This is a genomic window from Streptosporangium fragile, assembly GCF_039534445.1.
Lineage (GTDB): Bacteria > Actinomycetota > Actinomycetes > Streptosporangiales > Streptosporangiaceae > Streptosporangium > Streptosporangium fragile.
This window is the reverse complement of sequence record NZ_BAAAVI010000019.1, coordinates 71,712-93,988: the sequence shown is the minus strand read 5'-3', so window position 1 is coordinate 93,988 and position 22,277 is coordinate 71,712. Positions and strand designations below refer to the sequence as shown.

The 22,277-nt window shown below is 70.9% G+C and carries 20 protein-coding genes; 9 read left to right on the top strand and 11 right to left on the bottom strand.

Annotation, left to right across the window (positions count from 1 at the left end; translation table 11 throughout):
- Positions 1-12: 12 nt before the first annotated feature.
- Both ABD841_RS15240 and ABD841_RS15235 read right to left on the bottom strand, forming a co-directional pair.
- Positions 13-903: an NAD(P)-dependent oxidoreductase gene (locus tag ABD841_RS15240; RefSeq protein ID WP_344971840.1), complete on the bottom strand. Its 891-nt coding sequence runs from the start codon at positions 901-903 to the stop codon at positions 13-15.
- 1 nt (position 904) lies between these two features.
- Positions 905-1,753, bottom strand: a complete 849-nt coding sequence (locus ABD841_RS15235) for an SAM-dependent methyltransferase (protein ID WP_344971838.1) — start codon at positions 1,751-1,753, stop codon at positions 905-907.
- Between the two features lie 655 nt (positions 1,754-2,408).
- Here ABD841_RS15235 and ABD841_RS15230 point away from each other — a divergent pair.
- Positions 2,409-3,626: a cytochrome P450 gene (locus ABD841_RS15230; RefSeq protein ID WP_344971836.1), complete on the top strand. Its 1,218-nt coding sequence runs from the start codon at positions 2,409-2,411 to the stop codon at positions 3,624-3,626.
- A gap of 171 nt (positions 3,627-3,797) precedes the next feature.
- Here the strand turns inward: ABD841_RS15230 and ABD841_RS15225 are convergent, their stop codons facing one another.
- Positions 3,798-4,343 carry an EF-hand domain-containing protein gene (locus ABD841_RS15225; RefSeq protein WP_344971835.1) on the bottom strand — a complete coding sequence of 182 codons (546 nt, stop codon included), beginning with the start codon at positions 4,341-4,343 and terminating at the stop codon, positions 3,798-3,800.
- 861 nt (positions 4,344-5,204) lie between these two features.
- Here ABD841_RS15225 and ABD841_RS15220 point away from each other — a divergent pair.
- Entirely contained in the window at positions 5,205-5,399 is a 195-nt protein-coding gene (locus ABD841_RS15220; RefSeq protein ID WP_344971834.1) for a DUF5999 family protein, read from the top strand.
- The gene (locus tag ABD841_RS15215; protein ID WP_344971833.1) at positions 5,396-5,962 is read left to right on the top strand and encodes an ATP-binding protein; all 567 of its coding nucleotides are present in this window, start codon (positions 5,396-5,398) and stop codon (positions 5,960-5,962) included. The genes ABD841_RS15220 and ABD841_RS15215 overlap by 4 nt, the downstream gene beginning before the upstream one ends.
- Before the next feature lie 115 nt (positions 5,963-6,077).
- Here ABD841_RS15215 and ABD841_RS15210 read toward each other — a convergent pair whose 3' ends face one another.
- Entirely contained in the window at positions 6,078-8,372 is a 2,295-nt protein-coding gene (locus ABD841_RS15210; protein WP_344971831.1) for an ATP-binding protein, read from the bottom strand.
- A 415-nt stretch (positions 8,373-8,787) separates the two neighbouring features.
- Between ABD841_RS15210 and ABD841_RS15205 the strand changes: the two genes are divergently transcribed.
- From ABD841_RS15205 to ABD841_RS15185, 5 genes are all read left to right on the top strand, one after another.
- Positions 8,788-9,390 (top strand): RNA polymerase sigma factor, encoded by a 603-nt coding sequence (locus ABD841_RS15205; RefSeq protein ID WP_344971829.1) that lies wholly within the window; start codon positions 8,788-8,790, stop codon positions 9,388-9,390.
- Positions 9,383-10,405, top strand: a complete 1,023-nt coding sequence (locus ABD841_RS15200; RefSeq protein WP_344971827.1) for a CU044_5270 family protein — start codon at positions 9,383-9,385, stop codon at positions 10,403-10,405. The genes ABD841_RS15205 and ABD841_RS15200 overlap by 8 nt, the downstream gene beginning before the upstream one ends.
- A 201-nt stretch (positions 10,406-10,606) precedes the next feature.
- Positions 10,607-12,316, top strand: coding sequence for a heparinase II/III domain-containing protein (locus ABD841_RS15195; protein WP_344971825.1), 1,710 nt, complete (start codon positions 10,607-10,609; stop codon positions 12,314-12,316).
- A 52-nt stretch (positions 12,317-12,368) separates the two neighbouring features.
- Complete coding sequence (locus tag ABD841_RS15190; RefSeq protein WP_344971823.1) at positions 12,369-13,331, top strand: metallophosphoesterase; 963 nt, start codon at positions 12,369-12,371, stop codon at positions 13,329-13,331.
- 161 nt (positions 13,332-13,492) lie between these two features.
- Positions 13,493-14,506: a DUF2804 domain-containing protein gene (locus ABD841_RS15185; RefSeq protein ID WP_344971821.1), complete on the top strand. Its 1,014-nt coding sequence runs from the start codon at positions 13,493-13,495 to the stop codon at positions 14,504-14,506.
- A gap of 124 nt (positions 14,507-14,630) precedes the next feature.
- Here ABD841_RS15185 and ABD841_RS15180 read toward each other — a convergent pair whose 3' ends face one another.
- The 4 genes from ABD841_RS15180 to ABD841_RS15165 all read right to left on the bottom strand — a co-directional run bounded on the left by ABD841_RS15180 (position 14,631) and on the right by ABD841_RS15165 (position 17,362).
- On the bottom strand, positions 14,631-15,500 hold the full coding sequence (locus tag ABD841_RS15180) for a restriction endonuclease (RefSeq protein WP_344971819.1): 870 nt from the start codon (positions 15,498-15,500) through the stop codon (positions 14,631-14,633).
- 265 nt (positions 15,501-15,765) lie between these two features.
- Entirely contained in the window at positions 15,766-16,122 is a 357-nt protein-coding gene (locus ABD841_RS15175) for a hypothetical protein (RefSeq protein ID WP_344971817.1), read from the bottom strand.
- Positions 16,119-16,580, bottom strand: a complete 462-nt coding sequence (locus ABD841_RS15170; RefSeq protein WP_344971815.1) for a hypothetical protein — start codon at positions 16,578-16,580, stop codon at positions 16,119-16,121. The genes ABD841_RS15175 and ABD841_RS15170 overlap by 4 nt, the downstream gene beginning before the upstream one ends.
- A gap of 407 nt (positions 16,581-16,987) precedes the next feature.
- Complete coding sequence (locus ABD841_RS15165) at positions 16,988-17,362, bottom strand: ADP-ribosylation/crystallin J1 (protein ID WP_344971813.1); 375 nt, start codon at positions 17,360-17,362, stop codon at positions 16,988-16,990.
- A gap of 477 nt (positions 17,363-17,839) precedes the next feature.
- Here ABD841_RS15165 and ABD841_RS15160 point away from each other — a divergent pair, with 477 nt between their 5' ends.
- Entirely contained in the window at positions 17,840-18,901 is a 1,062-nt protein-coding gene (locus ABD841_RS15160) for a hypothetical protein (RefSeq protein ID WP_344971811.1), read from the top strand.
- On the opposite strand, the gene ABD841_RS15155 is transcribed toward ABD841_RS15160, so the two are convergent.
- From ABD841_RS15155 to ABD841_RS15145, 3 genes are all read right to left on the bottom strand, one after another.
- A complete protein-coding gene (locus ABD841_RS15155) occupies positions 18,825-19,415 on the bottom strand; it encodes a helix-turn-helix domain-containing protein (protein ID WP_344971809.1) in 591 nt (196 codons plus the stop codon). The genes ABD841_RS15160 and ABD841_RS15155 overlap by 77 nt on opposite strands.
- Positions 19,416-19,722: 307 nt before the next feature.
- Complete coding sequence (locus tag ABD841_RS15150; protein WP_344971807.1) at positions 19,723-20,580, bottom strand: hypothetical protein; 858 nt, start codon at positions 20,578-20,580, stop codon at positions 19,723-19,725.
- Positions 20,581-20,718: 138 nt separating this feature from the next.
- Positions 20,719-22,260 (bottom strand): serine/threonine-protein kinase, encoded by a 1,542-nt coding sequence (locus ABD841_RS15145; RefSeq protein WP_344971805.1) that lies wholly within the window; start codon positions 22,258-22,260, stop codon positions 20,719-20,721.
- Positions 22,261-22,277: the final 17 nt, after the last annotated feature.

The window sequence follows — 22,277 nt, the reverse complement described above, 5'->3', positions numbered from 1 at the left end:
TCCCCTCAATGCTTACGGGCGACGGCCGTGGACGGCCGCCCTGCGACTGCGGAACCGCTCGGTGAGCACCGCTATATGCTCGCGCCGGTAGCCCTGGTCCATCGCCTCCCGCACGCGTTCGCGCATCACGCCGAGGTAGGACCGGTCGATCCCGGCCCGCTCGGCGATGCCGGTCAGGTTGTCGAGGACGTCCAGGTGCGACGTCAGTGGCGCCTGCTCGAACGTGTAGTCCCGGCGCGCGATGAGACCGAGCCCGACGTCGATCGTGTTCTGGAAGCCCGGGTCGTAGAGCGGCACCGACTCGGCGAAGTCACCGAGCGGGACGCCCATGGTCTCCGCGATGGCCGAGCACTCCAGGAAGCCGTTGACGAACGCGTAGTAGAAGGCGCTGGAGACGACGTGGTAGGCCTTCACGTAGCCGGGATCGGCGCCGAGGTGGACCTGCTTGCCGGCCAGCGCCGCGGTCACCCTTCCCAGCTCCTTGAAGTCCTCGGCCGCCCCGCCGTAGACGGCGAAGCAGTCGCCGGTCCCGATGGCGTCGGGGTAGTTGAGGATCGCGGCCTCCATGTATCTGCCCCCCGCGGCCTCGACCCGCTCACGCAGGGGGGAGACGTCGTCGGGGACCCCGCTGGCGTTCTGGACGACGAGCCGGCCGGAGAAGTCCGGCGCGGCCTCGTCGAGAACCCGGTGGGTGATCGCGTAGTTGAGCAGGCACAGCAGGGTGATCGGGGAGGCCGCGACCGCCTCGGCCGCCGTCGCGTGAACGCGGACCCCCCTCCCGGCGAGCGCCTCCGACCGTTCCCTCGTGCGGTTCCAGACCGAGACCTCCAATCCGGAGTCGGCGCAGGCCCGTACGACCGCGGAACCGATCACTCCGGTCCCGATGACCGTCACGTCCGTCATGTCAGTGCTCCATCCTGGTGAAGGTCATGACCACTCCGCCGACCTCGGCGGTGTCCGCCCACGCGGCGAAGACATCCAGCAGCCGCGCGGCGCCGGGCACGCCGCGCTCGGCTTCGAGACGCGCCCTGCGCTCTCGCAGCCCCGACACGAGCCGGGGGAAGGAGTCCCGGACGTTCTCCGTGACGTCGACGAGCTCCGTGACGGCCATTCCCGCCTGTCGCGCCGCCGCCGAGTGCTCCTCCGGCGAGTCGAACGACACGGCGTTCAGCATGGTCAGGTAGGGACCGATACGCTCGCGGATCTCCTCGGTCATCGGCACCCGGAGGTAGGGCGTCTCGACCACCAGGCGGCCTCCCGGGCGCAGGACCCTGGCGATGCCCCGGTAGAGGGCGGTGACGTCGAAGTGGGGGGTGACCTCGAAGGCGAGCACGGCGTCGAACGAGGCGTCGGCGAAGGGCAGGCGCATCGCGTCGACGTGCCGGAACTCCACCATCTCCGCCACGCCCTGGGCCCTGGCGTGCTCCGCTCCGTTGCGCAGCGCCTCCCGGTCGACGTCGACGGCGACCACCCGGGCGCCCAGGGTCCGGGCCACGCGCACCGCCGGGCGGCCGTTGCCGCAGCCCACGTCCAGCACCCGGGATCCCGGCCCCGCGCCCAGCCGGGACACCACGACGTCGGTCATCCGCTCCGTGGCCTCCTCGATGGAGGCGTCGTCATGCGGGCCCGTCCAGAAGCCGTAATGGCGGTCGGGCCCCGCGGTCTCCTCCACCAGCACCGCGAGCTCGTTGTAGGCCGATTCGATCTCTGAGATCTCCGAGCGCGAGGACGGGCCGGTCCACACGTTTCCCATATCCACCCGAATTTCGAAGTAGCCGCCACCCAGGCCGGAAACCAAACCCCTGGAAATGCAAAATGTTGGGTTGTCGCCGATAGGTTGACAGGAAATGTCGACACGGCTCCACCGGCCGAGCGAAACCGTAGCAGCAACCACCTCCGGAGTCGACATCGAAACCTGCCCCTTCTCCGAACCAGGCCAACATTTCACCGAAGGCCGCGGTGAGCATTCATGGCTCCGCAGTGGCATGGTTTCCGACCAGGTCAGGACGGGGTGGTTCATTCCGGAGCGGGTACCCGCCGCACCCCCATGAGACAGGACGTGAATGACTCTGGTTTGTCATAAATCATTCGGTGATGCGACTCCGGACGCGACCGGAACTTCTCCCTCCTGGTTTTCCCTTGCCCCGGCCGGGGGTATTCCGGATCCGGGAGCCGGCCGCCCGCGTGAACGGAGAACAGCCGACCGCCGGAACCGTCAAGCCGAATACGACAAAGGGCGGCACATCTTGCCCGGAACGTGGCGGAAACCGGAGACGGCGTTTCTCCGGCTCTCCGGCGGGACACGCGTCCAGGCTTCCGAACCGGTTCGGGGACGACCGGCGAAGACGGCAGGGACCGTCACCGGCCCCGAACGCAGCGAGCGAACCGAGTCCTTCACCGGAGAGACCGTGGACATCATTGCCGAGCCCGTCGACTACCCCTTCGGGCGGCCCACCCGCCTCGACGTCGCCCCCGAATACGCGCGGTGCCGCGAGCGGCCGGGGCTGACCAGGATCCACCCGCCCTACGGCGACGACGCCTGGCTGGTGACCCGCTACCACGACATCCGCCTGGTGCTGCGCGACCGCCGCTTCGTCCGCACGCCCCCTCCGGGCGGCGACGAGGCACGCCTGACGGCTCTCCCGCTCCAGGACAGCATCCTCAACACCGACCCGCCGCAGCAGACCCGGCTGCGCAGGGCGGTGGCGAGCGGGCTGAGGTTCAACGCCGAACGGATCGACCTGCTCCGGTCGGCGGCGGAGCGGCACTCCCGCCGGCTCATCGCCGAGTTGCCGGACGCGCCTCCCCCGCACGACCTGATCGACGGCTACGTCAAGCCGCTGGTCGTGGAGGTCCTGTGTCCCCTGATCGGGATCCCCCGGCAGGACCTCGCGGTCTTCCTGAACTGGTTCGAGGGGTTCGCGAGCACCGCGCTGCCCGCCGACGTCGTGGAGGCCAGGGTCGAGGAGATCTCCCGTTACACCGACCGGCTCATCGCCGCCCGGCGTGCGGAGCCCCGCGACGATCTCGTCAGCGTCCTCGCCCGCGCCCGGGTCCGCGGCGAGGAGGGGGACGAAGGCGCGGGGGACGGCCTCACCGAGGCCGAGACCAAGGAGCTGGTCAACGACGTCCTCCTGGCGATCGACAACGTCTCGACGCAGTTGTCGAACGCCTCCTACCTGCTGATCACCTCGCCCGCCCACCTGCGGGAACTGCGGACGCACCCGGAGCTCGTCCCCCAGGCGGTCGACGAACTCCTGCGCTACGCGCCGTTCCCCTCCCACGTCACCTTCGCCCGCTACGCCACCGAGGACGTCGAAGTGGGCGGAACGCTCGTACGCGCGGGCGAGCAGGTCCTCCCGGCCCTGCCCGCGGGCAACCACGACCCCTCCGTGTTCGACGATCCGGACGAGCTCGACTTCCACCGGAGCGTGAACCCCCACCTGTCCTTCGGTTACGGCACGCACCACTGCATGGGGGCGCCCCTGGTCCGCATGCTGATGCGCGTGGCGATCTCCTCGCTGGCGGAGTGCCCGCCGATGCGCCTCGCCGTCCCGGAGGAGGAGCTTCCCTGGCGCTCGGACCTGCTGATCCGGCGCGTGGAATCCCTGCCGGTCACCTGGTGACGCGTCCGCGCGAAGACGTCGCCCGATGACGCGTCCACGCGAAGACATCGCGCCCGGCGACGCGTCCGTGCGGAGGTTCCTCCGTCAGCCCACCCGCCGGAATCCCCGCGAGGCATGGGAAAGGGGTGGCGACCGGCCGACGGCACGGACGCCACCCCTCACCTGACCGGCCTACTTCACCTGGCCGAAGACCTTGCCGACGCGCGAGTCGAGGTTGTCGACGACGAAGAAGTCCCGACACGCCTTGAAGTACTCCTCGCTGCTGATCAGGCCGTCGCGGTTGGTGTCGATGTTGGCCGCGCCCTGCTCAGCGTCGGTGCCCGACAACCCCCAGGCCCGCAGCAGCTCGGCGAACTCGGACGGGGACAGGAGGCCGTCGTCGTCGACGTCGGCCGCGGCGAACTCGGCGTCGGTGATGGGACGGAGCAGCGCGTCGGCGTTCTGCTTGTCGGCGTTCCCCTCCATGTAGGCGCGGAACTCCTCCTTGGAGATCTCCTGGTCCTTGTCGGTGTCGATGGCCTCGACCATGACGACCCAGGCGCGCTCGTAGGCCTCCACGAGGCGGCGGCCCTTGGCGGACGTCTTGTCGTAACCGAAGTGGCTCAGGGTCCGCTCGCCCAGCGCCTGGAGGTCGCTCTTCTGGATCCTGCCGTCGCCGTTGACGTCCACCAGCTTGAACCAGTGGTCCGATTTGCGGGCGATAGTACCGGTAGCCATTCTTTTCTCCATTCACATAGATGGCCGGTTCCGCAGCCGGAATACCCGCGGATAAGGAAAGGCAAAACCAAGAAGAGAAATTTCCGGTCCCACCGTGAGCGACATCACCGGATGATCGGCAACAAATCCATATTCTTCACGCGCCACCGAACCGGTCGCCGCACCACGCCCGGGAGCGGCGACGACAGGCCCATGAGCAGGCCACGGCCCCGGCGGCCCTCCCGGGAAACACCTGGAAATCGTTTACGACCGACAAAGAACGGCGCGGCACGCGAAAAACATTCACCCCGATCGGGCATAGACGGACCCGGAGGAAAGCCACGATGACCGGAGAATCAACCGGGAATCCCGAAATCCAGGTCACGTCCTCCGCGCCGTACGCGCCGCACGCGTCGGCGGGAGCCCGGCCGGGAACCCCGGCGAGAATACGACCGGGGCGCCGCACGGCCCCGGTTCCGTGCCGGGCACGGGCCCCCGCTCCGCGCCCGGCGCGGAACCCGGGTGGCGGGAGAACGCCGAGTCCGGCACCGGACACCCGGCGCGCGGCACACGACAACGGCACCCGGGCCAGGGTGATCGGCCACACCGGGACACCGGGCACCCGGCACCCGGCACCCGGCCCACGACACCCGGCATCCGGTACACGGGCCAGGGCGACCGGCCGTACCGGAGCATCCGGCAAACCGGACCTGCCGGTAGGTGGCCGCCCTCCCGGGTGGCCACCTACTGCTGCATACCTAGTTGGAGCTGAATAGGTATCGGTATGGGTGTTTATCCCGTCCCGCTTCTCCCTCGCGGCGGGACATGCTGATCCTGCATCCATGTACTCCGCCGGAACCGGCGAGGACGAAGGGCACAGGCATGTGCGAGCACCAGCCCCCATGTCCGACCGCGGACGCTCCCGACCGCGAGGCGGCCTGCCTCGTGGCTTTCCACCCCGAGCAGGGATGGGGCCTGCTCTGCAACGGCGTGGTGGCCTTCGACGACGCCGGCGAGCTCCTGCCGGACGGGCGCAGCATGCCCGCCCGTTCCGTCCCGTGCCGACCGGCGGCATGAGCCCGCTCTCCCGGGGCGGGCTCGCCGTCTCCGCGCGGGGGCGCACCTTCTCCGTACGGGGGCGCACCGTCTCCGCGCGAGGGCTCACCGTCTCCGTACGGGGCCGCGCCGTCTCCGTGCAGGGGCGCACCGTCTCCGTACGGGGCCGCGCCGTCCGTCCGGCGATGGCGCCCCGCGCCCGGAAGACCTCCTGGAAGCTCCCGCCCACGCCGGCCTCCGTGCCCAGAGGTCGTCACCTGATCCGCGCCCAACTGGCCGAGTGGGAGCTGGACGAGCAGGTCGAGGTCGTCGAACTGCTCGTCAGTGAGCTGGTCACCAACGCGCTACGCCACGCACGGGGGACGATCCGCCTCGGCCTCTCCGTCCGGGACGGCCTGCTGCGCTGCACCGTCGGTGACGAGGACCCCACGCCGCCTCGCATGCGCCGGGGCCGCGACGGCGGCGAGGGAGGGCACGGGCTGCACCTGCTCGCCCTGCTGTCCCGCCGTTGGGGCAGCGCCCGCGTCCTCGGGGGCAAGGTCGTCTGGTTCGAACTGCCCGGACGCGTTCCCCCGGAACGTTAAGCCTGCCGGACGGGAACCGCCGTACCCGGCCATCGGACCGGAACGGACGGTCCTCGCGGTCGCTCCCCTCCCCGGGCGGACCGCCCCGGCGCGCTCCGGACCGGCGTCACCGGGGTCACCCGTCGGCGGCCCGGTCCCGCTCGCAGACCCAGGCGGCGATCTGGGCCCGCGAGTTGAAGCCGAGCTTGTTCAGGATGTGCTCGATGTGGCCCTCGGCGGTACGCTGCGCGATCACCAGTGCCGCCGCGATCTCCTTGTTGGTCAGTCCCTGGGCGACGAGCCCGGCGATCTCCGTCTCCCGGCGGGTCAGCGGCGACGGCTCTCCCGTCTCCGCTCGGGGCCCGCCGTCCGTACCGCCCTCCTGGAGGGCGTAGGAGAGCACCTCGTCCCGGGAGAGCTTGGCGCCTCGTCTGACGGCCGCGCCGAAGGCCGGCTCCCCCAGGGCTTCGCGGGTACGGGACTCGCACTCGTCGTGGTAGTGGACCAGGTGCCCGTATCCGGAGAGCGGTGCCCCGATCGCCCGCCAGACGGCCTGCAGGCTGCCCAGCAGCCGGGCCGCCCGCTGGTACCGCCCCTCCGTCGCGGCGATCCAGGCCAGTGCCTCCAGATTCATCCCGACCCCGAGCAGGTCGTCGAGCGAGCGGTTGAACCTGAGGCTCTCCTTCTCCAGCTCGGCCGCGCGCCGGGTGTCGCCCCGGCGCCAGACCTCGATGCCGAGCGCCATCATCGTGTACGCCCGGTGCCAGCCCTCCTGATGGGCGTCGCATATCGCGAGGGCCTCCTCGCCCGCGGACACGGCGCGCGCCGGATCGCCCCGGAAGGAGTGGGCCAGGCAGAGCCTGACGAACGCCGACGCCAGGCCCACCGGGTCACCGGTGGCGCGGTGGCGTGCCACGGCCTCCTCGTAGAGCGTGATCGCGGATTCGACGTCCCCCCGGCACATGGCGACCATCCCGGAGTAGAGCGCGACGTAGGCGAGGACCGGCTCCTGCCCCAGCCGCTCCCCGAGGGCGCGGCTCTCCGCCAGCATCGCCGCGGCGGAGTCGACATCGGCCTGGATGACGGCCAGCCAGCTGTCGGCCCACAGCGCCCGGGCCCGGACCTCGCCCGCCTCGGTGTCGGCGGCGAGTCCCCGGTCCAGCCAGCGGCGCCCCTCACCGAGGTAGAAACCGGTGATCCAGTGGTAGAGCAGGTCGGTGGCCATGCCCAGGCCGGCTGTGACCTCCGCGGGCTCGACCGGCTCGGCGAAACAGCAGTCCAGGGCGGCGCGCAGGTTGGCGTGCTCCAACTGCAGCCTGGTGAACCAGGTCACCTGGGACGGGCCGAACAGCTGCGCGTGCGCCCGCGCCGCCAGCCTCCGGTAGTAGTCACGGTGCCGCCGTTGCAGTGTGGCCTCCTGCCCCGACGCGACGAGCCGTTCCCGGCCGTACTGCCGGATCGTCTCCAGCAGCCGGTAGCGCACCCTCGCCGGAGCCGACGGATGCTCCTCCCGGATCAGGATGGACTTGTCCACCAGCCCGATCACCAGGTCGACGACCTCCTCCCGGGCGATGCCGTCTCCGGAGCAGACCTCCTCGGCCGCCTCCAGGTCCAGCGTGTCGGCGAAGACCGACGCGCGCGCCCAGAGCAGCCGCTCCTGTTCGGTGCACAGGGCGTAACTCCAGTCGATCAGTGCGCGCAGCGTCCGCTGGCGGGGCAACGCCGCCCGGGAGCCCGCGGTGAGCAGCCGGAACCGGTCGTCCAGCCGGGCGAGTAGCTGCTCGACGGAGAGCGCCCGCAGCCGCACGGCCGCCAGTTCGATCCCGAGGGGAATGCCGTCCAGCCGACGGCAGATCCGCACCACCGCGTCCTGGTTGGCCTCGGTGACGGCGAACCCCGGGAGGACGGCCCCGGCCCGCTCGGCGAACAGCCGCACCGCGTCGCACTGCGCGAGCGACCCTGCGGAGATCCGCGGGGTTTCGGAGTCCGGCAGCGGCAGCGGTGGCACGGCCAGCGTCTGCTCTCCGGCGACGCCCAGGGCTTCCCGGCTGGTGGCCAGAATCCGCAGGTCGGAGGTGGAGCGCACCAGCGTCTCGACCACCGTGGCACAGGCGTGCAGCAGGTGCTCGCAGTTGTCCAGGATCACCAGTGCCTGCTTCTCCCGCAGATGCTCGGCGAGCACCTGCACGGGTTCCCGGGCCGAGAGGTCCCGGATCTCCAGGGCTTCGACCAGGGCCTGGGCGAGCAGTTCCGGGTTCTCCAGCGCGGCGAGCTCGACCAGCCACACGCCGTCGGGGAAGGCCCGCCGCACGTCGGCGGCGACCCGCAGGGCCAGCCGGGTCTTGCCGACCCCGCCGACACCGGTGAGGGTCACGACGCGCGCCCCGGACAGCAGCCGCTTGACCTCGGCCACCTCTCGTCGGCGCCCCACGAAACTGGTCACCTCGGCCGGTAGCGCGCATGTCCGCCACCGCCTGGAGGTGCTTGCCACCGCCGCGTTCATCCACACCTCACACCGGTTCCGGACAGCAGGCAACCGTGCATTAGAGACAATTCGGACAAAGCCCAGGTTATGCACGGACCTTTCCGGGTGCGCCCTCCGGGCCACTCCGGTCTCCCCGGGCACGCCGCCCGGAGGAACCGAATGCTGGTCGGTCCCGGCATCGGGTCCCGGTCTCCCCGGGCACGCCGCTCGGAGGAACCGAGGCGGGCAGGCTCTGCCCCGCGCCCCGCCCCGCAACCGTGGACGAGCCCGCCTCGCACCCGTGAAAGCAAGTCGGCGTATCGGGTGATAAGGGATGACCGCCGATCGCGTTCGAAAGGTTGCACATGACAGGGAGAGCATCGTGACCGCGCTGTCCTGGGCCGCCCGTCCAGCGGAGGACGCCGAGGTCGTCCGGCTCTCCCTCGACGAGTCCGAGCGGTTCAGCGCGGTCTTCGACACCTACTTCGGCGAGATCCACCGCTACGTCGCCCAGCGGCTCGGCGCCGACGGCGCGGAGGACATCGTCGCGGAGACGTTCCTCACCGCGTTTCGCAAGCGGGCGCGCTATGACCCGTCCCGCGCCAGCGTACGGGCGTGGCTGTACGGGATCGCCACCAACCTCATCGGCAAGCACCGCCGCGTCGAGGTGCGCACACTGCGCGCGCTCGGGCGCCACGGGCCGGATCCCGACGCCCCCGGGCACGAGGAGCGCATCGCCGTACGGGTCAGCGCGGAGAGCCTGCGGCCGAGCCTGGCGGCGGCTCTGGCCGGGCTCCACCAGCGGGACCGCGACGTCCTGCTCCTCGTCGCCCTGGCCGGACTGAGCCACGAGGAGATCTCCACGGCCCTGGGCATCCCGTACGGAACCGTCGCCTCCAGGCTGAACCGGGCCAGGAAGAAGCTCCGCGCCGCGCTGGGCGGCACCAACCCGATGGCCGAGTCCGAGGAGGCCGGACGTGGATGAGCTGGAGAAGATCCGCGAGCTGTACGGCGAGCCCCCGGCCGACCCGTTCCTCAAGGCGAGGGTGCGCGAGCGGTTGGCGGCCGAGCCCCGGCGTCGCCGGCTGCCGTGGACGACGGCGGTGGCCGGTCTCGCCGCCGCGATGGCGGTCACGGTCGCGGTCGCGGTGCCGGGGACGCCCGGCGAGGTGCGGCCCCCGGGCCAGACTGCGACGGTCTCCGGGCGGTCGATCCTGCTCGCGGCGGCGGCCACGGCCGAGGCGGACCCGGTGGCGACGAGCGCGTACTGGCGCGTCCGGAAGCTGTACCGGCAGACGCACCCGGAGCGGCTGGGCAGGGGCGAGAACCGCTACTGGGTGGTGGAGTCGCGGCTCACCGAGCAGTGGGCCGCCCGGGACGGCAGGGTCTGGTCCGGCTCCCGGACGCTGGGGGCGCGTCCGGCGAGCGGGGCCGACACGGAGGCCTGGCGCCGCGACGGCGCTCCCACCGAGTGGTCGAGCCGGGACCGTGTGCTGTCCATGTCGCCGGAGAAGGGCCGGCTCACGGCCGTCACCGGCAGGGCGCCCTTCAGCATGGCCGGGCGCGGGATGACCTTCGAACAGATCCAGGGGCTCCCGGCCGACCCCGCCGCGCTGAAGGCCCGGGTGACCGAGGCGGTGCGGGAGGGCGCGCCGACCGGCGCGCTCGACGGCGTCGTCGCGGACGCGCTCAGCGGCCTGCTGTGGAGCAAGCCGTCCCCGCCCGACGTGCGCGCGGCCGCCTACCGGGCCCTCGCGGAACTGCCGAACGTCCGGTACCTGGGCGAGGCCGTGGACGAGCGGGGCAGGAAGGGGGCTGCCTTCTCCTTCACCGTGCAGGCCACCGAGACCGTCCGGCGGACGCTGATCATCGATTCCGCCAGCTCCCAGGTCCTGTCCTCCACCGTCACCGGCCGGCCGGGGGTGGTCGGCGACCAGGTCGAGGTGGTCCTGGACGCGGGCTGGACGGACGACCCCCCGGCCGTCCCCGGACTCCCGTGACCCACCGGCCGCCTTCAGCCTCCCCGGCGCACCGGCCGCCCCGAACCTTCCCGTCCCGCCGACCGCCGTCGGACCTCCGTAACCCGTTCGCGGCCCCCTGACCTCCACGGCCCCGCCCGCCCGGCCCCGTCTCCCCTAGCCGGCCCGTTCACCCGGTTCGTGAGCGCCCGGCCCTTCCACGCCCGCAAATGGAGCAAACGCTTGTTTAACTATGCCCGCACGGCCCTCGGCCTGCTCCCGAAACGTCCCGCCGGCCCCTCCTCCGCGGCGGGCGACGGCCCGGTCGTCTACACGGCCGACTGGTTTCCCGCGATCAAGGTGTCCGAGGTCATGGAGGGGCGGGTCGCGTTCGTCGGCCTGCCCTCCGCCGACCTGGGCACGGACATCGACTGGCGCCTCGACCCGTACCGGAACCGCTCGTGGGCGCTGAACCTCCACGCGTTGCGGTGGATGGGACGGCTGGTCGCGGAGTATGAGCGGTCCGGCAGGCGGGAGTACCTCACCCGCGCCGGCGAGATCGCCGAGGACTGGGTGCGGAAGAATCCCCGCGGCGGCCCCGGGGTCAGCCCCTGGGCCTGGGCCGAGCACGCGGTCGCGCTGCGCGCCCCGGCGCTGGTCTGCCTCAGCGCGTACGTGCGCACCGGCTGGCTGTCCGGCAGCCTGGCCGAGCACGCCGAGATCCTGTCCGACCCCGCGCTCTACCGGCAGGGCCACAACCACGGCCTGGACCAGGACATCGCCCTGCTGGCCGTCGGCTGCCGCCTCGGCCGGGAGCGGTGGCGGGACCTGGCCGTCCGGCGGATGGCCGAATCGGCGGAACTCGCCATCGACGAGCAGGGCGTGCTCCACGAGCAGGCCCCGCGGTACGGGATCTACGTGCACCGGCGGCTGGGCACGGCGATGGACATGATCGGAAGGTCCGGGGCCGAGGTCCCCGCGGTCCTCGCCGCGCGGCGGAAGGCGCTGGAGACGTACATCAGCCATGCCACCCAGCCCGACGGCCGCCTGGTGCCGATCGGCGACAGCCCGGCCGACACGCGCCCCCCTGGTTTCCCGCACGAGGAGCCCGTGGTGAAGGTGTTCGACGGCGGCTATGTCTTCGGCAGGACGGCGTGGGACGACCCGGGATCGGCCTACTACTCGATCAGGTTCGGACCCGGGCGCCGGCTCCACGGCCACGAGGACCACCTGGGCGTCACCTACCACGCCCAGGGTCGCGACATCCTGGTGGAGGCGGGCTTCCACTCCTACGAGAGAACGGCCTACCGGGAGTGGACGGCCTCCCCCGAGGCGCACAACGTCCCCGTCGTGGTGGGCGCCGCGTTCCGCGAGCGCACGGCGACGCGCCTCGTGCACGCGTCCGTCGGCCCCGGGCGGCAGTTCTACCGGCTCACCGACGACGCGTACGGGGTCGGCCGCACGCGCTCGGTCCTGGTCGGCCACGGCGCCGACCTGATGGCCGTACTCGACGAGGTCCCGGCCGGGTCGGCCCTGCGCTCCCTGTGGCACTTCGCCCCGTCGCTCACGATGGTCTCCGCCCGCGGCGGCAGGACGGTGCTGGCCGACGGGACCTGGCGGGTGACCCTGCTCCAGTTCACGACGCCCTCGTGCCGCCCGCTCGACGGCCAGACGATCCGAACGGGGTCGATCTCCACCGGTTACCTCAAGCGGGCGGAGGCCGTGACGGTGCTCTCCCCACCGGCGGCGTCCATGCTGACCGTGATCGTGCCGGGCACCGGCGACCCGGAGGTCTCGTACTCCGGCGGGCAGGTGACCGTCCGCACCCCCGCCGGCCCCGTCTCCTTCCCGCTCTCGCTCGACCCGCCCCACGGCGCGGTCCCACCCGCCGAGCGGCCACCGGAAACCCCGGACACATCGGGACATCCGTGCTTTTCGGCCAGGTTTCTCTGATTGGTTGGCCCAGCGTCATCGATCGGTGGCCGAGACCTACGGAAAATCGGCCATGCGTAAACCCCTATTCACGGCAGCCGTCATCGTGGCCTCGCTGGCCGCCGGCCTCGTGTCCCCCGCCACCGCCCAGGCCGACGGCGGCCCCGCCGTGACCTTCGCCCTGCTCGGCGACACCCCCTACGGCGACGCCCAGCGCGCCGAGTTCCCCGCCCTCGTCGAGGCCGTCGACGCCGACCCGGACGTACGCTTCGTCCTGCACGCCGGCGACGTCAAGAACGGCTCCTCCACCTGCGACGACGCACGCTTCGCCGACCTGGCCGCGCTCTTCGGCACCTTCGACGACCCGTTCGTGCTGACCCCCGGCGACAACGAGTGGACCGACTGCCACCGCACCGCGGCGGGCGGCTACCTGCCCACCGAGCGCCTCGACGCGGTCCGCCGGGTGTTCTACCCGACCGCCGGCCGCACCCTCGGCGGCCGTCCGATGCCGGTACGCACCCAGGCCGACGACCCGCGCCACAGCGCCTACCGCGAGAACGTGCTCTTCACCCGCGGCCGCGTCGTCTTCGCCACGGTCCACGTCGTGGGCAGCGAGAACGACCTGGAGCCGTGGGCCCAACTGCCCGGCGGGGACCGGCCAGAGCTTCGACTGGCCGAGTTCGAGGCGCGCAAGGCCGCCGCGCTCGACTGGATCGACACCGCCTTCGCCACCGCCCGTCGCACCCACGCTCCGGGCGTCCTGCTGATGATGCAGGCCGAGCCTCTCGACACCCCCGGGTTCGCCGAGATCCGCGCGCGCGTCACGGCTCAGGCCCGCGCGTACGGCAAGCCGGTCCTGCTCGTCCACGGCGACGAGCACGTCTACGAGGTGGAACCGTCCTACGCGGGCGTGTCCAACCTGACCCGGCTGGAGACGTACGGCGCCACCGCGACCCAGTGGCTGCGCGTCACCGCCGACCCGAAGGCGCCCGGCGTCTTCTCCTGGGAGCCCCGGACGGTGCCGGCCGCCGGGTGACACCGCCGGCGCCGGCTCGCGCGTACGCGCTCCAGGGTGGTCACCGGCCGAAGGCGCCGGTGACCACCCTGGGGGTGGCGGAGTGGAGAACGATCCGGTCATGCCGCGTCCCCGGAAGACCCCGGGTGTCCCGGATGTCGTTCCTGGTTAAGCTGCGGCACATGTCCACTCACGAGGCGTCCACGCACGAGCGGGAGATCACCGAGCCGATCGATCTGTGCACCCCCGCCGGGCGGCTCGACCCCGCCGCCGTCGGCTGGTCACGGACGCCTCTGCACCGCTGCAACCTGCGCGGCTGGGGCCGGACCAAGCGCTGGGAGTACTGGTGCGTCATGACACCGACGCACCTGATCGCCGTCACCGTCAGCGACATCGACTACCTGGGCCTCAACAGCGTCTACTTCCTGGAGTACGGCGGGCGCGAGTTCACCAGGACCAGCATGGTCCCCTTCGCGCGCGGCGTACGGCTGCCGCAGAGCCTGGGCGACGGGGACGTGGCCGTGCGGGGCCCGGTGACGGCCGAGATCCTCCGGGAGGAGGGCGGCACCCGCCTCCGGGCGCGCTGCGCCACCCCCGGCGGGCCGCTGGTGGCCGACCTGCTGGTCGCCCTCCCGCCCGGCCACGAGACGCTCAGCGTGGTCATCCCGTGGAGCGAACGCCGTTTCCAGTACACCTCCAAGCACACCGCCCGCCCCGCCGAGGGCACGGTCCGGATCGGCTCCGCCGAGATCGACTTCGGTGGCGGCTGGGGCGTGCTGGACCACGGCCGGGGACGCTGGCCGTACGACACCGTGTGGAACTGGGGCGCGGCCTCGGGGCGGACCGGCGGCCACGTGGTGGGCCTGCAGTTCGGCGGCAAGTGGACCGCCGGCACCGGGATGACCGAGAACGCGCTGTGCGTGGACGGCCGGCTCACCAAGATCGGCGAAGAGCTCGACTGGGAGTACTCCGACTTCCTCGCCCCGTGGACGGTGCGGACACCCGAATCCGACCGGGTCGACCTGACGTTCACCCCGTTCCACGAACGGGCCGACCGGACCGACACCGGCCTGATCCTCAACGACACCCACCAGTGCTTCGGCCGCTACTCCGGGATCATCCGTCCCCACGGCTGCCCGCCGATCGAGGTGGACGGCCTCCTCGGCTGGGCCGAGCAGGTTCACATGCGCTGGTGACGGGCCTCAGCCGGGGGTGAGTCCGGAGCGGCCGGCGACCGCGGGGCGTCCGCGACCGGATCACCGGGAACTCGTCCGCCGCGGATGGGCCCACCGGCGCCGGACGCGCCCGGAGGCCGGGGCCTCACTCCGCGACCACGCCGCCCAGGCCGAGGTCGTCGTCCCGCGCGATCGGCGGCTGGTGCGGACGCTCCCGTGCTCCGCGGCCGCCCCGCAACCGGACCAGCCAGGCCGGTGCGGAGCGCCTGCCCGGGCCGAGGCGGTAGGCGCCCAGCAGCCAGTCGGCCAGCCGACCCCGGTCGATGACGATCACGCCGTGCTCGTGGGCCGTGCTCGCGGCCTGCGCGCTGAGACGGTTCGAGGTCACGAAGACCCCCCGGTGACCGCGGTAAGGCCTGGCCTGCAGAGCCCCCACGAAGTCACGCACCGCGCCGGGACCGACCGGACGCGTGTAGTACTTGCACTGGACCGCGTACGCCCGGCCGTCCGGCGCGACACCGACCACGTCCACGCCCCGGTCTCCGGCCCCGCCGAGAACGCGGACCCGGCCGAAACCGTCGCGCCGCAGCAACTCGGCCGTCAGCTCCTCGAACCGGCGCGGATCCAGGCGGCCCACCCCGGCCCGCCGCAGCGCCTCCTCCCGGTAGGCCGCGCCCATGCGCCTGACCAGCAGGACGGCGCCCACCGACAGGGCGGCGACCACGGCGACGACGCCGAGCAGCACCGTCCAGGTGGACGCCAGGACGTCGAGCACCGTGGGCAGCGCGATGAGGGCGGCCGGCGGAGCAAGGAGCCACAGGAGGCTGATCCCGCCTTTCTTCCCGAGGCCGCCCTTCTTCCGGCTCCGGCGGGTGGTGCGTTTCCGTGCTGGTGATCTGCGCCTCGCCATCGAGACCTCCAGGAGGGGAACGGGGAAGACGACGCCCAGTGTGAACGACGGCCCCGACAGAATCCGCCGCCCCACCTGCCGCGGTGCCCCGGTTCTGATCTCCATCGCGCCAGACCGCAATCGGAAAAGCGGCCGCCCGCCCACCGCCGGCGAGTCGACCCGGCCGGCACAGCGGAACGAAGCGATCATGCGATCACCGCACCCCCCGAAGCGGACCCTCGGCTGCCTCCGCAACGCTATGGATACACCGGCCCCCGAACAGGCGAGTGGCTCAGTTTCCTCCAGAAGGTACGCAACGAGCTCTGAACTCGACCAGCGCGTCCGTAAGCCAACCAGGACCGGCCGGGGGCGGCATGCTCGACCGGCGGGTTCAGGCGTCGGTGTCCTTGGGGTGACGCGGTGAGGCATAGACGAGATGGACGGTTCGCCGAGGCTCGTCGACAAGGTAGCGCACTCGGCCCCCCGCGGTGACCTCGTACTCCCACTGCGGATATTCGCGACCGGCCAGCGTCCCGGTGGCAAGACGACCACGCAGCCGGTGCTGCCGATCCGGGTCCTCCTGCGACAGCGGATCCGCGCGCAACGCCTCGAAGCAGCGCCGGGTGTTGCCCGCAGCCTCGGCGCACAGGTCGATCCATCCCTTGGCCGCCTCGCCGGTGGCGAACCGCAGGTGCCACTCGTCACCGACCGGTGGTGGGGCCACGGCATCGCCGCGCTTGGGGCTCACGGCGCGGTCACCTCGCCGTGGTCCTCATCGGGCAGCGCACGGGTGAGCTGCCCGGTCAGCACGGGGTCGGCCAGGATACGGGCGGTGGCACGCCATTCGACGATGACCCGGTGCAGCGTGGTGTGGACGTCCAGGTCGACCGCGTCCCGTGTGGCGTCGACGAGCTCCTGGACGAACTCCCGCTTCTCGTCCGCGGAAAGGTGCCGGACCCACGGAAAGACCGCGGGCAGGGCATGCAGGACGGCGCGAACACCCTCGGCGCTGGCCAGAAGCGCGGCGATCATGCGAGCTGCGACATCCGCCGTCTCCTCGCGCTGCCGGTCGTGCCGGGCTGTGGATATGAACAGGTCCTCTCCATCGCGACGCTTGACGTGCACGCGGTGGAACCGGTCGATGGTCTCGGCGACCCGCTTGGAGTGCTTCGACAGGTCGGAGAACGGGACAGTCGGCATGGCCATACCACACCATACTTCGGAACACATTCCGAAGTAAAGAATGTCTGGGCCGGCACCGTCCGCCGCTCCCCATGAGAACGCCGCTACCGTCACACTCACGAGCGCAACAGGCTCTATGCGGCTGCGGTCAGTCCCAGAAGTTGAACAACACCTCTCCGATCGTTTCGGGCTTCCAGCGACGGAACTGTGCCAGCTCGTTCTCCGCCCCGCCCCCGCAGGTTCGACACCGAGCACCCTGCCGCCCGTACGGCGCGCCACGTCGTGAACGATCCGGGTGAACTCCCGTGGCTTCGCCTTCCGCACCGGTGGCTCTCCCCCGTCCCGGAACCCGGTCGCCCCGCGCGGCAGTCTGAAGGCCGCCGACGGGCACGGTCTCCCCCGTTCCGGCTCCGGAGAGGAGGCGCCGCCCGTCACGGCCCGGTCCCGGTCCGGCGGAACTCGTGCACGACCTCGATCAGGCCGACGATGTGGTCGTTGAACTCCGCCAGCTCCTCGGCCGGCACCCACAGCTCCAGGATGTCCCTGCCGCCCGCCTGCCGGACCGGGTAGCGGGCGGCGAAGTCGCCGTCGACCCGGAACCGGGTGACGTAGCCGACACCCGAGTGCGGGACGTTCCAGTCACGGGCGATCCTCACCGCGTACTCCTCGTTCAGCACCGGATAGAAAATCGGCTGCTCCGGCAGGCGCGGCGGCCATCTGCGCCACCCCGACCGGCGCACCAACTCCAGCTCCTCCGGCCCGGTCGGCCGCCAGAGCGTGGTCAGCCCTCCCGGCTGCGTCACCACGGGCGTCTCCTTCCCTCGTCCCCCGGCTTTCCCGAGGTCCGATTCTGCGCAGGCGGACTCGGGGAAGCGACCGGTTTTCCCGGCCCGGTGATCGGTACGGACGGCGTCCACGGTCCCGCCGGACCGGGAGGGCATCGGGAATGACCGTGTTCTCGGACGCTCCACGAGACGAACGGAATCGAACGCGTCCACCATGCTCGGCACGCCGATGAGACCGGCGGTGGAACCGGGGTGATACCGATCGGTCTGCCGGCCGCCGGGGTGATCTGCGCGTGCCCGCGGGGAGATCCGGCAGCGGAGCCGGGATGAAGGCCGCCCGGGATGACCCACCGGCGGGCCTGCGGCCCTGAGGCTTCCCAGGGTCCGAGGCCCCGTCCGCTCGCCGTCCGGCTACCGGGGGCGGCACCGGAGGCCGGGCAGCGGTTCCCAAGCGCCCTGCAAGCGACTCCTTCCATGATCACTCTTGGAAGGAGCATCATGCTGAAGGAATGGAAGACGCGAAGCGCAGGGCGTGCCGTCGTATGCCTGCTCGCCGCGTCCCTGTGCGAACTGGTAGGCACGGCGGTCGGCCTCGTCCTCCTGTTGAGGCTGGGGATCGATCTGAAGTACGCCGACGGAGCGAGCGTACCCCGGGAGATCGCGTACGAGCATCTCCGGTCGTGTGTGACCCTGTGCGCACAAGCCGGTGCGATCTCGCTGGTCATGGCGGCTCTGACCTGGCGGTGGGGTGCGACCGCGGAGATGCGGACCGTCACGGTGGTGGGTTTCGTACCGCACACGGTGTGGTCTTTTCTTCCCGGCATGCCGCACCTGGGGTCCGGATACGACCCGTACATGGAGTGGTACCCGGTCACGCTTCTGTGGCTGGCGGGCGCAGCCGGGCTCCTCTACCTCGCGGGGACGGTCTTGACCTTCTTCCCCACGCCGGTTCTCCAGGCGGAACAGGGCCACGAGAGCGGGACCCGAGGCGACGTCGCCGCGGTCGCCGACACCGCCGTCGGCACACGGGACGAGGGCCCGGTGACGCAGGACCGGAGGAAGCAGAAGTCGGGGCGTGCCGCCATGTGCGTGGCGGGAGCGGCTCTGTGCGAACTGGTGATCGCGGGGGTGGGCCTGGCGCTCACCGTGACGGCGGTGATCGAGCTGCGTCTCGATGACGAGAGGGACTTCGACCTGGCGTCCGCGCTGTACACGCTCCAGGAATGCGCGCACGCCTACGCCGCGGCCGCCGTGTTCACGCTGACCGTGGCGGCTCTCGCGTGGCGCCGGGGCGCGACGGCGGTGGTGCGGACCGTCATGGCGGTGGGTCTCGTACCGCACACGGTCGGGTCTTTCTACTCCGGCTTCGTGCCGTTGGGCCTCTCCCACGCGGATCCGTACACGGACTGGTACGGGAGTGTGATCCTGTGGCTGGCGGGCGCAGCCGGGCTCCTCTATCTCGCGGGGACGGTCTTGATTTTCCTCACAGGGGGCACCGGCCGCGGCGGACGCCCCCTACATGCCGGGAACACCGCACTACGCCCGGACGGCCGTCTCTGAGCGACTCGTAACCGCCGATCCGGCGGCGGGCCATCGTTTGCGGCCGTCCTGAAGCACCGAATCCAACCGCCCGTTCATCGTCCCGGACCACATCGACGAACGGGAACCCGGCGAACTGGGCCTCCGGATCGTCACAGAGTTCATTCACGGACACTGCGGTGCCCAGTGAACCCCGCCTTACACGGCACCAGCCAGGTCGGAACCGGCGTCTGGTCCGACCTGCCGACACAGCACCGCTGCCCACAGTTTCCGCGGCCTCCACACGGATGGGAGCACACACGACATCGATGCCGGACACCTCACCGTTCTCGATCTTGGAGATCCATGCCCGGGTCACGCCAAGCGCCTCGACGAGCTCCACTCGGGTGAATCTGGCCGCCTTGCGCATCTCGGCAAGCCGACAGGCGCACACATACGCCTCTCGGCGCCGACCGGCGGCCTCCTGCCCTGCCGCCACCAAGGCCGTGGCCGTGATCACGCCCCGGTCCGCGCTCGGGAACCGGCCAGTGATCATGAAGGGGCGGGGAACCACCCGCCGGTCCACCAATAGTCCAGTACATGCTCCCGCGCGCCCACCAGGCAACAAACCGGACACTAAAATGATCAGCAAAAGCAACTACGAAGGGCAAGGCGGGCAGGACTCGAGCCCGCGATCCAGGGATTATGAGCGTTCCTCATCCCGTGACGCCCCATTATCGGCCATGCCGGGCGAGGACGTTTCCGCACTTCAGCAGCGGTTTCCAGTGACGGCTACTGACAGCCCGTACATTGGCACAGACACCCATCCGTGCCTACCAGGCGCCCCATCACGAGGGTGATTGCTATTGGGAACCCAGGCCGAGCCCACTGATGGGGAGAACACTGAGCGAACGGCGGGCAAGTTCCCGAGCCGCCGGAGGAAGCTGCCGTTCATCGGCGAGGACACCGAGAGTCTCGTTCCCGGTGATCTCGTCGACTAAGCGCAACTCCTCCGCCGCTTGAACTCGATGGAGTGGCTGGAGCGTACGATCTGTGGCCAGTTCCGCGAGGAAGATGGCTCCATACTCAGGGACGCGCCTTGCGACGGCAGTCGCCAGCCTGAGCCGGTCAGCGCTCGCGGCTTTGGGAGACCGGATCAGTTCATCAACCGCTTCGGGAAACGCGGTGCTGCATGTGTGCCGGACGAATTCCACAGCGACGGCGGCCCTGGTCTTCACCGGGGCCGTCTGGTCCCCGATGAACTCCATGGTGATGAGGCCCGCCCAGCTCTCCCCCTGCACATCGAGTAACCAGGACCAGCGGTTCTTCGGGAGCAGTCGGCGTACCTCGGCATAACCCGCCTCGAGACATTGGGAGACGAGTTCGGCTGCCGCGCGGTGGCGCAGCTCATCGGGGAGCCCTTTGGTGGCCACCACATGGCAGAGACCGGCGAGATACTCGGAGCGGTTTGCCTGGCCTGCCCACCTCGCACCAGCCGTGACCCGCGTCAGTCCCGCGCCGAACGAGCTGGGCGTCGAGATGAGCCACTCCGCCGCAGAGGCCGCGGCACCGCCACGCATCCAGCAGGCGTTGACCGCCGGCAACCGGGCCATGTCCTCAAGGTTCTCGTCTACCATCCGGACAAGGCACCCAGCGATCATGTCGTCCGGGACACGCCGCCTTGCGGGCACATCGCATCCAGGAAGAAGCAGGTCGGTCATGCCGTCTCCTCACTGTAGAAATCATTCGGCACCGATCCTCCGATCCTCTTCGAAGGCCGCACCCCACGTGTAATGATCGTTTTCTCCGACCGGCCGCCGCCCTTGAACGAGCTCGGCCAACCACTGGGAATCCGCCCGCTACCCGTCGTACTGATCGAGACGGGCGAGGTATCCGTCGATCTCGGCGACCTCCGGTGAACTCTCGCCGAAACGTACGGCCCGCTCCTCCCGGATCACCTCGAACGCGGACCGCGCCTCGGGGAAACACCGTGTCCGTGCCAGGAGCACGGCGATCTGGAGGCGGATCTCCTCGGTCCGCGGGTCGTCCTCATCCGCGGAGAGTCTCCACTCGGGCAGCAGGTTCTGGAACGCGGCCAGCGCGACCGTGTCCTCTCCCAGGAGGGACCGGCAACTGGCGGCGTAGTAGCGGCACTGGAGCACGTCCGCGTCATCGTCCCCGTACAGCTCCGCGAGCACGGTTCCGGCGGCCTCGAACTCGCTCAGCGCGCGCCGGTAGGAGCCACCGGCGAAGAGCACTCCCGCCAGGGCAAGTCGGAGATCCGCCGCGAGTCCCCGGTCCTTCTCAGCTCGGTCGACGGCTTCCGCGAGAAGATCGGAGGCCTCGGCGAACTGCTCGGCCTCCGCCAGCAGGGCGGCCCGTTCCCTGATCTCGTCGGCCTCCTCCACCGGCAGGGTTTCCCCGGAAGCAGGCGTGGGCGTGGGCTTCCTACGTGGCGACGCCGCCATGGGCCTGGTGAAGGGCCGCGTGGGGTCCAACTCCGGCCGTACAGCCTGCGCGCCGACTGCCTTCACGTACGGCAGGAGCGCCTCGTAGACGGACTCAGCGTCCGGGCGGTCGTCGGCGTTCTTCGCGAGCATTCGCAGGATGAGCGCCTCGATGGGCGAGGGCACGCCAGGGCGGAGCGTGGTGACCGGGGGTGGCGGGGCGTGCACATGGTTGTACTTGACGGAGGCGTCCGCCTTGAAAACGAGCTCACCGGTGAGGAGTTCGTACAGCACGCAACCCAGCGCGTACACGTCGGCGGCGGGCCCGAGGCCGCTGGAAAGGCACTGCTCGGGAGACATGTACGAAGGGGTGCCGATGGTCTGCCCGGCCATGGTCAGCCTGGCGCCGTCCCGCCCGTCGAGCAAAGCGGCGATCCCGAAGTCCAGCACCTTCACCACGCCACCATTCGTGACGTACAGGTTGCGTGGCTTGATGTCCCGGTGGACCACGGAGACCCGGTGCACCTCGGCAAGGGTCGCAGCGACCTGCGCCACGATCGCCGCTGCCCAGGCGATCGGCGGAGGGTCGTCCCGGTAGTCCTGCTCGCCGATCAGGTCGTGGACCTCCGCTCCGGTGAGCAACTGCATGACGACGTACAACTGCCCGGTGTTGCGGTCCTCCCCGGCGTCGTGCACGGCCGGGATCCCCCCGCAGTTCAGGCTTGCGGCGGTCTTGACCTCACGCAGGAACCGCTTGCGTGCAGTCTCCCGATCACCCGTGAGAACATACGGTTCCTTCATCAGCTTGACCGCGACGCGCCGGTCCAGCACAGGGTCGTAGCCGATCCACACCTCGCCCATACCACCCTGGCCGATCGGCTGGTGGAGTCGATACCGATCGGCGATCAGACGGACCCCTGTGAGCTCGGTCATGGTCTTCAGCCTGACAGCCATGATCAAGCTATGGCAAG